This window comes from Gordonia oryzae (assembly GCF_003797185.1).
Taxonomy (GTDB): Bacteria; Actinomycetota; Actinomycetes; order Mycobacteriales; family Mycobacteriaceae; genus Gordonia; species Gordonia oryzae.
Window position 1 is genome coordinate 1 of sequence record NZ_RKMH01000019.1, and the last position, 13,765, is coordinate 13,765.

Consider the following 13,765-nt stretch of genomic DNA (forward strand, 5'->3'; position numbering starts at 1 on the left):
TCGCAGCCTCGGCGAAAAGATCGGCAGCACCACCAAACTCCGGCCGCATCCAAAAATCGGACATACTTCCCCCACAATCGGATTCACTTCTCGTAACTGGTTATCGAAGCTAACACACCGACAGGGAACAGGCAGGTCGCCGACTTCGGCCGCACCAGGCACAATAGCGGCCATGGGTTCGCCTTTGGACTTCGAATCGATCGTCGGCGAGATCGCTGGCAGCGTGCATCGATTCCGCGAAGAAACCGCCGCGATCACCGAGCGCGTGCGCGCGCTCACCGCCGACGCGTGGTCGTCCGACGAGCACGTCCGCATCTGGGTCAATGCCCGCGGCGTAGTCATCGACACCCACATCGACCTCGACGATCTGCACACCGTCACCCCCGACGAACTGGCCGCCTCGGTCACCGAGGCCACACAGAAGGCCGCGCGCGCGGTCGCGGCGAAGGCCACGGCGCTGCAGGATCAGCTCTGGGAGCACGCCACCAAGGACGGCCCCCGAATTGAGGGTCTCGAGCAATTCCGCGGCATCGAACCCGAGGTGTCGCTGGCGCCACCCACTGCCGAGGAGCGACGCCACCGAACCACCTGACGGCCGGGAGAATATATCCGTCGAGTAATCGTCGGGTAACAATACATTCGTAGGTTGTTCCTCAACTATTCGTGTGAGGAGCCGATCCCATGTCCGCAACCACCGCTTCCCCCGCGGCGCAGACGCATCACAGCGCCGCAGGCGACAGCGTAATCAAGCCAGGCTATGACCCATCTCTGACCAACGAGGACCTCGCTCCGCTCAAAGAGCAGAAGTGGACCTGGTACAACATCTTCGCGTTCTGGATGTCCGATGTGCACAGCGTCGGCGGATACGTGTTCGCGGGTAGCCTCTTCGCGCTCGGCATCGCCGCCTGGCAGGTCCTCGTGGCACTGCTCGTCGGTATCGTGGCGGTCAACCTGCTGTGTAATCTCGTCGCCAAGCCCTCGCAGAAGGCAGGCGTGCCTTACCCGGTGACGACGCGAATTTGCTTCGGCGTCAAGGGCGCCAACATCCCGGCAATAGTCCGCGGTGTCATCGCGGTGGTCTGGTACGGCATCCAGACCTATCTCGCCTCAGTCGCCTTCGGCCTGCTGGCGTTAAAGTTCTGGCCTTCCCTGGAGCAATACGGTGACACCGGAACGCACTCGTTCCTGGGTCTGTCGCCCTTGGGCTGGGCCGGCTTCGTTCTGATGTGGGTGCTACAGGCGATCGTCTTCTGGAACGGCATGGACACCATCCGCCGGTTCATCGACTTCTGCGGTCCTGCAGTGTATGTCGTGATGATCGCGCTGGCGGCCTACCTGATCGTCAAGGCCGGATGGAGTAACGTCCACTTCGATCTGTCCGAAGGGTCGGGAACCAGCGGCTGGGCGTCGGTGACGGCGATGATCAGCGCGTTCGCCCTTGTGGTGTCGTACTTCTCCGGCCCGATGCTCAACTTCGGGGATTTCTCCCGCTACGGCAAGACCTTCGGCGAGGTCAAGAAGGGCAACTTCTGGGGTCTGCCGGTCAACTTCTTGTTCTTCTCCCTATTGGTGGTGTGCACCGTTTCCGCCGGAGCGACCGTCATCGGTCGCGACGACAAGGGCAAGATCGTCACCGATCCGGTGCACATCGTCGACAAGATTGACAACACGACGGCCGCTGTGTTGGGCGTATTGACCTTTGCCATAGCGACCATCGGCATCAACATCGTCGCCAACTTCGTCTCCCCCGCTTTCGACTTCTCCAACGTCGCCCCGACCAAGATCACCTGGCGGATGGGCGGAATGATCGCGGCCGTCGGTTCGGTACTGATCACTCCGTGGAATCTGTTCAACAACGCCAGCGCCATTCACTACACCATGGACACCCTCGGCGCGGTGATCGGTCCACTGTTCGGCATCCTGATCGCCGACTTCTATCTCGTCAAGAAGCAGCAGATCGTGGTCGACGACCTGTTCACCCGCAAGCCCGAGGGCTCCTACTACTACCGGAACGGCTGGAATCCGGTTGCGGTGGTCTCGGTGATCCTCGCATCGGTCCTGCCGATCTCCTTCGTCATCTGGGGCACCCCCTACGAGGCCAGCTTCACCTGGTTCATGGGCGCAGGCGCCGGGCTGGCCCTCTACTATCTCGGAATGCGGTTGGCGCCCAACCAATTCGTGTACGGGCGCACAGATGCTCCGCGCCCCGCCACCGCGGGCTCCACCGGAGACATCTCGGTGTCGGCCGACGGCACGATGAGTCTCGACGAACCACCGACGACCGTCTCGGTCGGCGACGGCGAGGACGACGGGGGCACCGCATCCCTCACCACCGCATGACGACGCCGGTGGCAGCGAGACCGGTCGACATGGTGAACTCGCTGCCATGAGGCTCGTCGTCATCAATCCCAACACCACCACAGAGATGACTGCGGTGATCTCGGCCGCCGCCCGCTCCGTCGCACGGGCCGACGCCGAGATCATCGCGGTCACCTCGGCAACCGGCCCCGAGTCCATCGAGAGTCATTACGACGAGGCGCTCGCGGTGCCCGGCGTCCTCGATGCGATCACCGCCCACCCCGACGCCGACGGCTACCTGCTGGCCTGCTTCGGTGACCCGGGACTCGACGCGGCCCGAGAGCTGGCCGTCGCACCGGTACTCGGCATCGCCGAGGCCGCAGTACATCTCGCTGCCCCCCTCGGCCGCGGGTTCTCCATCGTCACCACCTTGTCGCGCACCATCGGCAGGGCACGAGATCTGGTCTCGCACTACGGTTTCAGCGATCGATGCCTCGGCATCCATGCGTGCGAGATCCCGGTACTCGACCTCGAATCCAACCCCGATACCGAGGCCATTCTCGCCAAGGCCTGCGCGCAGGCACTCGCCGACGACGGCTCCGACGCCATCGTGCTGGGCTGTGCCGGCATGGCCGATCTGGCTACGCGGATGTCGTCGCAGATAGGTGCGCCCGTGGTCGACGGGGTTGCCGCTGGCATCGGCATGCTCTCGGCGATGGCGGCGATGGGGCTCCGGACCGGTACCGCGTCCGGAGAGTTCGCCTCACCACCACCCAAGCGCTACACCGGGGTGCTGCACAGCTGGGGTATTCCGGGGTGACACATCCCGCAGCTGCCGTGCCGAGCGTGACCGGTGCACGGGTGGGACGCCGGATACGGTTCGCCGACCCGATAGGGTGTGCGCCATGAATGTCTGCCCCGACGACGAGTTGACGCGTGCCGCGTTGCGTGCGGCAACCGGCGACCGGGCAGCACTGACGGAATTTATCCGCGCCACGCAGAAGGACGTCTGGCGGTTCATCGCGCATCTCGGGCACGCGAACACCGCCGACGATCTCACCCAGGAGACCTACCTCCGGGCGATGAAGAGCATCTCCCGCTTCCGGGCGGAAGCCAGCGCCAAGACGTGGCTGTTGTCGATCGCGCGACGGGTGTGCGCCGACGAGGTCCGGCACGACCGGTCGCGCCCACGTGTCAGCCCCGGCGTCGACTGGATCTCGGCCGCCGAGGCCCGCAGCTCCCGGCCTCGCTGGGAGGACATGGTGGAGGTGAACCTTCTCCTCAAGGATCTGCCCGCCGAACGTCGTGAAGCACTTGTCCTCACCCAGATCCTCGGCCTGTCCTACCAAGAGGCCGCCGAGGTCACCGGCACCCCCATCGGCACCATCCGCTCCCGCGTGGCCCGGGCTCGCGAGTACCTGATCGCCGCGTCAGCGGCTCCGCACCGTCGATCGGTCCGAGGCCACACCCCGCACCCTTGATTGTGAGGCAGATCACTAGACTCGTCGGAACCAGAAGGCCAACCGGCCCGACCTATTCTGAGGACGAGTCTGTGTGAGGCGCCGACGGCCCCGCGAGGCGAGGTGCCGGGACGCCGGAGGCGAGAGATCGAGGATGATGTGACCACCCTGCACGACGTGAATCGCCACGATGCAAACTCCGGGGCCACTGCGAACTCCGGGGCCACCCGGACCGACGACCCGGCGATCGACCCGCGGCGTCAGCTCGACGTCACCGGCATGACCTGCGGCGCTTGCGCGGCTCGCGTGGAACGCAAACTCAACAAGGTCGACGGCGTGAAGGCGTCGGTCAATTATGCGACGCGGGTGGCCACCATCGAGGCACCGCCACGGGTGAGCACCGAGGACCTCTGCGCCGTCGTCGACAAGGCCGGCTACGGTGCGACCCCCCGCCCGCAGGTGCCCACCACGATTCCCGACACCGACGCCGCCGACGCGAAGCGCCTGTTCCGGCGACTGGCTGTCGCGGTGGTGCTGTTCGTGCCCCTCGCCGATCTGTCCATCGTGTTCGCGGTGGTGCCCTCGACGCGGTTCACCGGATGGCAGTGGCTGCTCATCGCGATGGCCGCGCCGATCGTCACCTGGTGTGCCTGGCCCTTCTACCGGATCGCGGCAAAGAATCTGCGCACCGGGGCGGCGACCATGGAAACACTGGTCACCCTCGGCGTGCTGGCCGCGACCGGCTGGTCGTTGTACTCGATGTTCACCACCGACCCCAAGGCCACCACTCACGGTCTGTGGGATGCCATCTGGAGCAGCGACTCGATCTACCTCGAGGTCGCCACCGGTGTCACCGTCCTCGTCCTGGCCGGCCGGTACTTCGAGGCGCGCGCCCGCTCACGAGCCGGCGGCGCACTGCGGGCACTCGCGGCGATCGGCGCGAAGGACGTCGCGGTGCTCCTGCCCGACGGCCGCGAGATGCGCATCCCCGCCGAAGAACTGTCCGAGGAGCAACGCTTCGTTGTGCGGCCCGGCGAGACCGTCGGCACCGACGGCCTGGTGATCGAGGGCAGCGCGGCCATCGACATGAGCGCGATGACCGGTGAATCCCGGCCGGTCGAGGTCACCCCCGGCGAGGCCGTCATCGGCGGCACCACCGTCCTCAACGGACGGCTCATCGTCGAGGCCGCCGCGGTGGGCGCCGACACCGCCTTCGCCGGGATGATGCGGCTTGTCGAGGAGGCCCAGTCGGGCAAGGCACGGGCCCAGCGCCTCGCCGACCGGATCGCCGGGGTGTTCGTCCCGATCGTCGTGGCCCTATCCCTGGTGACCCTGGCCGTCTGGCTGGGTCTCGGTCAGCCCGCCGACCGAGCGGTCTCGGCGGCCCTGGCCGTGCTGATCATCGCCTGCCCGTGCGCGCTGGGATTGGCCACACCGATCGCGGTGATGGTCGCCACCGGACGCGGTGCACAACTCGGGATTTTCCTCAAAGGCCACCAGACCCTCGACACCTCACGTCTGATCGACACCGTCGTCTTCGACAAGACCGGAACCGTCACCGAGGGGACGCTGTCGGTCGAATCAATCCATCCTGCACCGGGATTCGACGCCGATGAAGTCCTCGCACGAGCCGCAGCGGTCGAGGCGGCCTCCGAACACGCAGTCGGCGCCGCGATCGCCGCCGCAGTGACCGAAGAACACCGCGCCGAGGTCACCGACTTCACCACCGAACCCGGACGCGGCGTGAGCGGCATCGTCAACGGTCAACGGGTCCGCGTCGGCTCACCCCGGTGGGCCTCGCATGCGCTGGTGGTACCTGCCGAGCTGGCCCGCGCCCGACGCGACGCCGAAGCACAGGGCAAGACCGTGGTCTACGTCGTCGTCGATGATGTACCCGCCGCGGCGATCGCCGTCGGCGACACCATCAAGACCTCAGCGGCCACGGCGATCGCCGCGCTCAAGGCCGCCGGCCTGCGTACGATCCTGCTGACCGGCGACAACGAGGGCGCCGCCCGTGCGGTCGCCGAGGCGGTGGGCGTCGACGACGTCATCGCCGAGGTACTGCCCGATGAGAAGGTCGAGGCCCTACGCGCGCTGCAGGACGAGGGGCATGCGGTTGCGATGGTCGGAGACGGTATCAACGACGGCCCGGCACTCGCGACCGCCGACCTCGGGCTCGCGATCGGCCGCGGCACCGACGTCGCGATCGGCGCCGCCGACGTCATCCTGGTCCGTGACGACCTCCGGGCCGTTCCGGCCGCACTCAGCCTCGCCGGGGCCACCCAGCGCACCATCCGGACCAACCTGGTGTGGGCGTTCGGCTACAACGTCGCCGCGATCCCGATCGCGGCACTCGGCGTTCTGAACCCGCTGATCGCCGGCGCCGCGATGGCACTGTCGTCGCTGTTCGTCGTCACCAACAGCCTGCGGCTACAACACTTCGGCGACTCCCGACGATGAGCGGCTTCGGCTCCCGCAGACGCTGACAAGCGGCACCCGCTGTCGTTCGGCCAGCCTTGCGTTCTTCCCCCCGGAAACGTCCCGCGAACTAACGGAGCGCTTCAGGAAGAACACGGTGCGCCAGTAGGAGCAGCCCGCATCACCGCCGGGCACGCACCGTCAACCCGACGGTCACCAGCATCGCGGCCACGAACAGACCGATCGTCACCATCGATCCGTGGGTCACCACCGCCGACACGGCAAGCGCACCGGACGCGAAGGCCGCACCCCCTGCCATCAACCACCATGTGCGCGAAGAATTCTCGATGCCTCGCTCCGGCGGCGCAGCGGCGTCCGCACGCGCCGCGAGCATCATCTCGACGAGATCGGGGCCGTCGTCACCACGCACCACCCGCAGCGGCTCACCGATCTCGGGAATCGTGAAACGCTGCAACGCCTGGTACCACTGAGCGCAGTCGGCGCATCCGGCTACGTGTTCGTCCACACGCGCCGACGGAACGGTCTCCCGTTCTCCGTCGACACGCGCCGACAGCGCCTCCCGCGCGACCTCGCACCGCATGAATCCATTGTCCCGTCACGGTCAAGTCAGGCTCCGCCTCAGCCACAATCACCGGCTCCGCCTCAGCCACAATCACCGGCTCCGCCTCAGCCACAATCACCGGCTCCGCCTCAGCCACAATCACCGGCTCCGCCTCAGCGACGTGTCCGGGCCAGCTCGTCGAGCATCTTGTTGTAGTCGTCGAGCTCGGCATCCTCGTAGGTTTCGGCATGCCGGTCGGCCCGGCGCGCCTCCCGCCGATCCGACTTGGCCCACTGCGTCACGATCGCGATGACGACGAGCACCACCGGGACCTCGCTGGCGCCCCAGGCGATCGCCCCGCCGAGCCACTGGTCGTGCAGTAGATCGGTGGCCCAGGGTAGACCGAGCTGGCTATAGAACTCGCCACCGGTCACCGATGACATCGTCATCAGCGCGATACCGAAGAAGGCGTGAAACGGCATGACCGCGAACAGCAATCCGATGCGCGCGAGGTAAGGGATGCGCCGGGGTCCGGGGTCGATGCCGATGATCACCCAGTAGAAGAGGTAGCCGACGATGATGAAGTGGATCGTCAGCAGCACGTGACCCCAGTGGTAGCGCACGAAGGTGCCGAAGATGGCGGTGAAGTAGACGACGTAGAGCGACAACACGAACAACAGCAACGCGACCGCCGGATTCGACAGCACCCTGGTCACCGTGGAGTGCAGCACCCAGAGCAGCCATTCACGCGGACCGGGTGGGCGCGAACCCGCTGTCGGCAGAGCACGTAGGGCCAGGGTCGCCGGCGCACCCAGCACCAGTAGCACCGGCGCGAACATGTTGAGCGCCATGTGTTCTGCCATGTGCACGCTGAACATCGCCGAACCGTAGGCACGCACCCCCGATCCGGTCACGACGACGAGGACCAGGCAACCCAGCATCCATGAGAGGGTGCGGGCCCACGGCCATTCGTCACCCCGGCGGCGCAGCCGTAGCGCCCCGATCCCGTACAGCACGGCCGCGGCAACGGCCGCGGTGCCGACGAGGAAGTCGAATCGCCAGAAGGTCGCCAACCGCCACGCGGTCGGTGATCCCGGCAACTCGTAGCCGAGGAACACATCCCACGCAGTGAATGGGTGCGCGAGCAGGCCGGGCGCCACCCGGGTGTCCATGATCGCCCAGCACACGTATACCGCCGCCATCACCGCGACGGCAGCCATCTCGATCCGCCACAGCCGTGTCGCCCCGTGCGCCGACCGCAGCGCGACAACGCTCGACGCGGTGGCCGCGACCAACCCCACCAACATCACCACCGAGGTCACCCCGAAGGTCGTGGTGAACAGGTAGCGCATCGGCACCAGGAACGCGATCAGGATCACCCCGGAAATCAGTGCCAGCACGTCGGCGACGCCAACGATCCAGGTGTGGCGGCGATCGAGGATCACGCGGTCGGCCTCGGGTGTCACGGCCGGGGCGGCCACGTACGCGACGCGGTATCCGATGGAGACCGCCATCGCCAGCACCAGAACGATCACCAGGCTGGTGCCGTAATCGTGGTTGGGTCCCTGCGCACCGTTACCGGCCATCGGCAACGCGGCGACGGCGATTCCGGTGGGGATCAGCAGAACCGCATGCGCAATCCAGGACAGGAAGAATCGAACGACGATCGCGACGAGGGTAGCGAGGATAGCGACCACCAGCCAGGCCACCGACTCCTCACTGATGCCGATCGCCTCGAACAGCGCTCCCGAAGACACGAGGGTGCCGAGCGGGAGACCGTACCCGTCGGATGCGGCGACGCCGACCATCAGCCAGGCCACCACCGCCCACACCGGCGCTGCGCGCGAGACAAATAGGTGCGCGCGATAAACGGTGGCATCGATGATCCCATCGGAATCCGGTCGCGACCCGGCGACCACGAACGCCAGTGCTCCGACACACAGCGCGGCAACGGTGGCACCGACGACGTATCCGGCCACATCGAGTACCGCGATGGTCAGACCCGGGTAAGGGTCGCCGCGCTCGATGTGGCGGGTGGGACCCGACACCAGCGCGTAGAGGACCACGACGAGCAATCCGGCGGCGAGTACCGCGCCCACCCCGCGCATCGCGGCCACGTTCGATCGTTGTGCCGTTCCCGCGGGCGTGGCGCCGGTGGCCACCGGATTGTCGGCGGGATCAGCTGTCCCGGCGGGCGAGGGTCCGGCAGGCGCCGTGTCGACGGTCGCGGCAGCGTCGGTCGAGGTCGGCTGCACGCCGGGATCGGCGTGGGCATCGTCTGGGGCGGTCACAGCAAGGTCTCCTAGCAACGCCGCTGCGAGACGGCATCGTCGTCAGTCTACGACGCGGTGTAGGCGAGCCGAACACGCCGCCGAGGCCCGAATTCCCCTCACGTGACGAGAACCACCCGGGACCAACGTCCCACCGGCCCCCACCGCTCAGATGCTCCTCAGATTCCTGCCAGTACCCTGAACACCGGCATGGCGGTCCCTCCGGCCCTGCGCACCGACCGGAGCCCCAGACCGATGCCGGAGAACCCGCGGACCAGGAGAAGAAGAAGTGGCAGACAAACGCCGGAAGCCGATCGTCGATCCGCGAGCCGCCGAACGGCGCCGTTCGCTCGTCATGAAGATCGGGGCGGGTGTCGCGATCGTGGCTATCGCCGTCATCGTTGCCGTCGCGGTGATCCACAAAAACAAGTCCTCCACAGGTGACGCCACCGCGCCGTCGGTTGCGACCAACAGCTCGTTCCGCATCACCACCGCCCCCGCGGGCAGCACCCCGCCGGTCACCGTGCAGATCTACGAGGACTTCCAGTGCCCGGTCTGCAAGCAGTTCGAGCAGGTCTACGGCGACGCGTTGACACAGGTCCGCAGCAATCCCAAGGTCGCCATGGATTATCAGCCGGTGGCCATTCTCGACCGGATGTCGAGCACCAATTACTCCACCCGTTCGGCCAACGCGTCGGCGTGTGTGGCTGAGGCCACCAAGGGTGCCGACAACTTCGCGATCTGGCTCAAGTTCCACAACATTCTGTACGCGAATCAGCCCGAGGAGAACGGCTCCGGTCTGTCCGACGATCAGCTCGCTGCTTTCGCCAACCAGGCCGGCGCGCCCAACGTCAAGGAGTGCATCACCAACGGCCAGTTCAAGAACTGGGTTACTCAGCAAACCAAGGCCTCCCAGGTCCAGGGAACACCGACGGTGAAGATCAACGGTCAGGATTTCAACATCCAGCTGGGCCCTGATGCCTTCCTCGCCAGGATCAACCAGGCCGCCGGCACCGCACAGTAATCCCGAGACAAATCCACCCCGAGGCGAAGCGACCAGCAATGAGCAGCACCCCCGCTCCTTCCGGCCCCACCGGCGACCCTGAGGAACCAGCGGTCGAACCGCCCAACGACGCGATCACCGATGACCGGCCGTGGTGGCTCCTGCGCCCCGAGGTGTCCCCCGCGACTGGCATCGTGATCCTGATTCTCGGTGTCCTCGGGTTCATCTCGGCGGCGACGCTCACGATCGAACGCATCGAACTGCTCATCAACCCGCAATACGTGCCGAGTTGCAGCATCAATCCGGTGCTGTCGTGTGGCTCGGTGATGGTGACCGAGCAGGCACGGGTCTTCGGGTTCCCCAATCCGCTGATCGGTATCGCCGCCTTCTCGGTGATCATCGTGACCGGCGTGCTCACCACCGCCCGCGTCTGGCTGCCGCGGTGGTATTGGGCGGGTCAGACACTCGGGCTCGCCCTCGGTTTCGTCTTCGTCAACTGGCTCGCCTTCCAGAGCATCTACCGGATCAATGCGCTGTGCCCCTACTGCATGGTGGTGTGGACGCTGACGCCGATCCTGCTGATCCTCAGCGCCGGAAGGCTTTTCGGCGACTCACCACGAGCGCGCGACCTGCGCGGCTGGCTGTGGGTGCTGTTACCCCTGTGGTACGCGATCATCATCGTCGCGATCGGTGTGCACTTCTGGGACTACTGGTCGACGCTGATCTGAACCGTCTGACTTCCTCCGGGGTCAACGGCCACCGGCGCTCGGGGGAGTCGTGACCAGCCGGCGCTCCAGCTGCGCGAGTTTCCAATAGGCGATGGCGATAACCCACGCGACGATGAACATGATCACGATCGCGATCCCCGCGGTGTTCAGATCGAAACCGCTGATCCAGTTGGTGATCGGGTTGTCCCAGCCGAGATCGTCGTGCAGCACGCCGACCAGTTCGATGGTCCCGATGAGCAGCGCCACCGCGATCGACAGGCCGGTGAGGGTCAGGTTGTAGTAGATCTTGCGACCCGGATGGGCGAACGCCCAGTCGTAGGCCACGGTCATGAACATGCCGTCGAGGGTGTCCACCAGACTCATCCCGCTCGCGAACAGCAGGGGCAGAACGAGAATCGCATACCAGGGCAGTCCCGCGGCGGCGCTGGTACCGGCGAGGGCGAGCAGAGCCACCTCCGTCGCGGTGTCAAAGCCGAGCCCGAACAACACGCCCACTGGATACATCTGGAACGGATGCCGGATACGCCGCATCACCGGCCCGAGGAGTCGCGCCAGAAACCCACGGCCGTTGAGCGCCTCGTCGAGTTGCGCCTCGTCGAAGCTCCCACTGCGTAACGAGCGGAACACCCGCCAGATGCCGATGAGCGCAACGATGTTGATCAGCGCTATCAGATACAGGAACGAGCCGGACGCGACGGTGCTGATGGTGCCCAGGGCCTGCCGGGCGCGTGAATCGTCGTCGGTGAGTGCCGAGACCGCATGGGCGCCGACGATCACGAGTATCGCCATCACGAAGACGATTGTGGAATGCCCCATGGCGAACCAGAATCCGACCGATTTTGGGCGTTTGCCGTCATTCATCAGCGTGCGGGTGGTGTTGTCGATCGCGGCGATGTGGTCGGCGTCGAATGCGTGTCGCAGACCGAAGGTGTACGCCGTGACGGCGAGCCCCACGCTGAAGACCTGTTTACCCAGGCTGTAGTGGTGCGGAACGATGACCATCAACAGCACACCGAATGCCACGGCGTGCATCGCGGCGATGACGCCGAGTTGTACTGCGGCGTGGACCCAGTCGGTCCGGGTCCATCTGGTGCTGTCGGCCGAGCCGATCGGGTCGGCGGGCGAGGATGCAGAATTCACGTGAGAGCCTTTGGATTGCGCGTCCGAACAAGGTGACGTGGGGCAGGGTCTGGCTGACCGTGCCCGTTCGGCACGGATGACAGTGGCGCGACCGCACCGGATTCTCACCGGTTTCCTGGGTTCCCACGCGCTGACGAAGGACGTTACACCCTCGACGGTGACATCAATAGAGGAGGTATCTCACGGACCCGGGAATTCGCGTCGGGAACCCACGACCCGGGGGCATCACCACACAACAAATCCGACCGTGGTGACCTGCGCGTCGGAATCGCTGAACTGCACGGTCAGCGTCAGTGTCCAGGCACCGGCGACCGGAACCGACGCCGCGACGCTGCGCCAGCGAGCCGCCCTGAGCGAGCCGGTAACCGTTGTGTCCGATTGGTCCGGAACGAATTTCAGCACCAACGACGGAATGCCCGCCGACTCCGAGGACAACGTCGCGCGCAACGATCGTGCCGCGATCGGCCCACCGCGACCGCCATCAAGGGCCACATCCACCACGGTCGGACCGCGGCGCGTGGTCGATACCGACACCTGTGCCGAGCCGTCGTCGAGCGGGGCAGCCACCTGCACCGGCGGACCATAGGTGGTGCGCGCGGGCGGTTCGGTGACCAAGACGGAGGTGACGACGAGGACGGCGATCCCGCAGGCCATCTCGAGCGGCACCGAACGCCGAACACGGCTGAGGCCGAGGCGACGACGCGCGTATGCCGCCAGGCCGAGCATCGCCAGTACGAGAGCCGATTTGACGAGCACAACGACACCGTAGGTGGTGTCCCACAGCGCTTGCACCGGCCAGATCTGCCGCCACGCCTGGAATTCCCCGGAGAGTACCAGGACGACCACCATGGCGAACGCCCACCGCGACCACCGATGCAACACCGCAGGTGTCAGCAGCTCGGGCGTCGGCGGCGATGCGGGTGTCGGCCATTCAGACGTCACCGCAGCTGGGTTTCGGGAGTGCTTGTCGGGCAGCAAGATCAGCACCATCGAGAGCAGTCCGCCGAGCCAGAGTGTCATCGCCACCACGTGCAGCGTGGTGACCGGCATGGCCAGCCATACCAGATCCCCCACCGACGCATGGCCGTCTGCGGCGATGGTAACGGCGATACCCAGCCCGCAGGCCCCGATCAGCGTTCCACCCCACGCATGTGGGACTCGTCGGCGCGCGGCCGCGAACAGCACCGGCCCGAGCGCCACGACCAGGGCCGCTCTGACGAGCATCACCGTCGCATCGCCACCGTCGAGGCCGGAGGAGAGTACCGAGCCCGAGATTGCCTGGCTCACACCAACATCTGCCCTCTCGGCGGCCCGGACGAGTACCGTGCCCGCACAGGCCAGAACCGCCAGGACCCAACTCTGCGCCACCGTCCACCGGAACCGTTTGAGCGCCAACGTTCTCGGATACAGCATCAGCGACACCACCGCGAGACCCACAGTGCCCACCAGCCCCGCGTAGAGCAGCGCCTGCGATCCGCGATCGAGTGCGGTGACCGAGGCGGCGACCGGCGGTGCGGCCGGTGCGGGGGTTCCGGGGTCGGCCCGCACGCCGAACACGATGGACCCGGTGACCACGTGGGTGTCGGCGGAAATGACTCGCCAGGTTGCCGAATAGCTTCCGGCCGGCAGATCGGGGCGCATCTGGATGGCCAGGGCGTTCCCGGCCGCGGTCAGGTGTGACGCCCCGGTGTCGACACGATCACCCTGCGTCGAGATGACACGCGCGGGATCGGCTCCCACGCTGATGTTCTCGTCGAAGGTCAACACGACCTGGGACGGCGAGACGGCGACTCGCGAGTCGTCGGTGGGCACGCTGGAGACCAGGGTGGCGTGTGCGCCGGCCAGGCCAGGAGTGGCCATCGCCCACGCACACACCACCCCGAAGA

General features: G+C 66.5%; 11 protein-coding genes. 7 read left to right on the forward strand and 4 right to left on the reverse strand.

The genetic code is table 11. The features are described 5' to 3' along the window. Positions 1-172 precede the first annotated feature (172 nt). From EF294_RS19240 to EF294_RS19260, 5 genes are all read left to right on the forward strand, one after another. Positions 173-592, forward strand: a complete 420-nt coding sequence (locus tag EF294_RS19240; RefSeq protein ID WP_246007969.1) for a YbaB/EbfC family nucleoid-associated protein — start codon at positions 173-175, stop codon at positions 590-592. Between the two features lie 89 nt (positions 593-681). After that, positions 682-2,340, forward strand: coding sequence for an NCS1 family nucleobase:cation symporter-1 (locus tag EF294_RS19245; protein ID WP_123932553.1), 1,659 nt, complete (start codon positions 682-684; stop codon positions 2,338-2,340). Between the two features lie 46 nt (positions 2,341-2,386). Beyond that, positions 2,387-3,118, forward strand: a complete 732-nt coding sequence (locus EF294_RS19250; RefSeq protein WP_123932554.1) for an aspartate/glutamate racemase family protein — start codon at positions 2,387-2,389, stop codon at positions 3,116-3,118. Positions 3,119-3,203: 85 nt separating this feature from the next. After that, positions 3,204-3,779: a sigma-70 family RNA polymerase sigma factor gene (locus EF294_RS19255; protein WP_123932555.1), complete on the forward strand. Its 576-nt coding sequence runs from the start codon at positions 3,204-3,206 to the stop codon at positions 3,777-3,779. Between the two features lie 138 nt (positions 3,780-3,917). Continuing rightward, positions 3,918-6,218, forward strand: coding sequence for a heavy metal translocating P-type ATPase (locus EF294_RS19260; RefSeq protein ID WP_123932556.1), 2,301 nt, complete (start codon positions 3,918-3,920; stop codon positions 6,216-6,218). Between the two features lie 139 nt (positions 6,219-6,357). Here the strand turns inward: EF294_RS19260 and EF294_RS22800 are convergent, their stop codons facing one another. Together EF294_RS22800 and EF294_RS19270 are read right to left on the reverse strand one after the other, a co-directional pair. Continuing rightward, positions 6,358-6,777 (reverse strand): zf-HC2 domain-containing protein, encoded by a 420-nt coding sequence (locus EF294_RS22800; RefSeq protein ID WP_123932557.1) that lies wholly within the window; start codon positions 6,775-6,777, stop codon positions 6,358-6,360. Between the two features lie 134 nt (positions 6,778-6,911). Next, positions 6,912-8,846, reverse strand: coding sequence for a cytochrome c oxidase assembly protein (locus EF294_RS19270; RefSeq protein ID WP_246007980.1), 1,935 nt, complete (start codon positions 8,844-8,846; stop codon positions 6,912-6,914). A 451-nt stretch (positions 8,847-9,297) separates the two neighbouring features. Here EF294_RS19270 and EF294_RS19275 point away from each other — a divergent pair, with 451 nt between their 5' ends. Both EF294_RS19275 and EF294_RS19280 read left to right on the forward strand, forming a co-directional pair. Then, entirely contained in the window at positions 9,298-10,032 is a 735-nt protein-coding gene (locus tag EF294_RS19275; protein ID WP_123932559.1) for a DsbA family protein, read from the forward strand. Between the two features lie 38 nt (positions 10,033-10,070). After that, the gene (locus EF294_RS19280; RefSeq protein WP_123932560.1) at positions 10,071-10,739 is read left to right on the forward strand and encodes a vitamin K epoxide reductase family protein; all 669 of its coding nucleotides are present in this window, start codon (positions 10,071-10,073) and stop codon (positions 10,737-10,739) included. Between the two features lie 21 nt (positions 10,740-10,760). On the opposite strand, the gene nicT is transcribed toward EF294_RS19280, so the two are convergent. Next, positions 10,761-11,879, reverse strand: a complete 1,119-nt coding sequence (gene nicT / locus EF294_RS19285; protein WP_246007970.1) for a Nickel transporter NicT — start codon at positions 11,877-11,879, stop codon at positions 10,761-10,763. 225 nt (positions 11,880-12,104) lie between these two features. Next, a complete protein-coding gene (locus EF294_RS19290; RefSeq protein ID WP_246007971.1) occupies positions 12,105-13,739 on the reverse strand; it encodes a copper resistance CopC/CopD family protein in 1,635 nt (544 codons plus the stop codon). Between the last annotated feature and the right edge of the window lie 26 nt (positions 13,740-13,765).

Bases quoted from the DNA above. Each gene is read 5' to 3' on its own strand.
- EF294_RS19240 (WP_246007969.1), top strand. From the start codon at position 173: ATGGGTTCGCCTTTGGACTTCGAATCGATCGTCGGCGAGATCGCTGGC.
- EF294_RS19255 (WP_123932555.1), top strand. From the start codon at position 3,204: ATGAATGTCTGCCCCGACGACGAGTTGACGCGTGCCGCGTTGCGTGCG.
- EF294_RS19250 (WP_123932554.1), top strand. From the start codon at position 2,387: ATGAGGCTCGTCGTCATCAATCCCAACACCACCACAGAGATGACTGCG.
- EF294_RS22800 (WP_123932557.1), bottom strand. From the start codon at position 6,777: ATGCGGTGCGAGGTCGCGCGGGAGGCGCTGTCGGCGCGTGTCGACGGA.
- EF294_RS19245 (WP_123932553.1), top strand. From the start codon at position 682: ATGTCCGCAACCACCGCTTCCCCCGCGGCGCAGACGCATCACAGCGCC.
- EF294_RS19280 (WP_123932560.1), top strand. From the start codon at position 10,071: ATGAGCAGCACCCCCGCTCCTTCCGGCCCCACCGGCGACCCTGAGGAA.
- EF294_RS19270 (WP_246007980.1), bottom strand. From the start codon at position 8,846: ATGCGCGGGGTGGGCGCGGTACTCGCCGCCGGATTGCTCGTCGTGGTC.
- EF294_RS19290 (WP_246007971.1), bottom strand. From the start codon at position 13,739: ATGGCCACTCCTGGCCTGGCCGGCGCACACGCCACCCTGGTCTCCAGC.